The organism is Burkholderia sp. AU45274 (assembly GCF_030482505.1).
GTDB lineage: Bacteria > Pseudomonadota > Gammaproteobacteria > Burkholderiales > Burkholderiaceae > Burkholderia.
This window is the reverse complement of record NZ_JAUJQE010000038.1, coordinates 1-988: the sequence shown is the minus strand read 5'-3', so window position 1 is coordinate 988 and position 988 is coordinate 1. Positions and strand designations below refer to the sequence as shown.

General features: G+C 65.2%; 1 protein-coding gene. It reads right to left on the bottom strand.

Features of this window, described 5'->3' with window-relative positions; genetic code table 11:
* Positions 1-988 (bottom strand): aminotransferase (locus tag QZM35_RS38085; RefSeq protein WP_301777789.1); only part of this gene is annotated, 988 nt, incomplete at both ends.

Here is a 988-nt window from a genome sequence, read left to right as displayed (position 1 = left end):
TGTCGTTCTTCACGCGCTCGACGATCCCTTCATCGCGCAGCAGCTTCAGGTTCGCGACCGCGACGGCCGCCGCGACCGGGTGGCCCGAGTACGTGAGGCCGTGATTGAATTCGCCGTTGTCGATGATCGGCCGCGCCACGCGTTCGTGAATGCCGACCGCCCCCATCGGCACGTAGCCCGACGTGAGGCCCTTGGCCATCGTGATGAGATCGGGTTCGAAGCCGAAGTGTTGGTGTGCGAACCATTCGCCGGTGCGGCCGAAGCCGCCGATCACTTCGTCGGCCACCAGCAGGATGTCGTACTTGCGGCAGATCCGCTGGATTTCCGGCCAGTACGTCGACGGCGGGAAGATCACGCCGCCCGCGCCCTGGAACGGCTCGCCGATGAACGCGGCGACGTTCTCCGCGCCGAGTTCGAGGATCTTCGCTTCGAGCTGCTGCGCGCGCGCCAGGCCGAACGCTTCCGGCGTTTCGCCGGCCGCCGCTTCACCGAAGAAATACGGCTGGTCGATATGCACGATGTGCTCGACCTTCGACGGCATCTGCTCGTGCATGTAGCCCATCCCGCCGAGCGTGCCGCCGGCGATCGTCGAGCCGTGATAGCCGTTCTTGCGCGAGATCACGTATTTCTTCTGCGGCTGGCCCTGCACGCGCCAGTACTGGTGCACGAGGCGCAGCACGGTGTCGTTGCCTTCCGAGCCGCTGTTGCAATAGAAGAAGTGGTTGAAGCCGGCCGGCGTGACTTCCGCGAGCATCGCGGAGAGTTCGATCACCGGCGGGTGCGTGGTCTTGAAGAACGTGTTGTAGAACGGCAGTTCCTGGATCTGGCGATACGCGGCGTCGGCGAGTTCCTTGCGGCCGTAGCCGACGTTCACGCACCAGAGGCCGGCCATCCCGTCGATCACCTTGTTGCCGTCCGAGTCCCACAGGTAGACGCCGTCGGCCTTCACGATCACGCGGCTGCCTGCACGGTTCAGCGCGCCCATGTC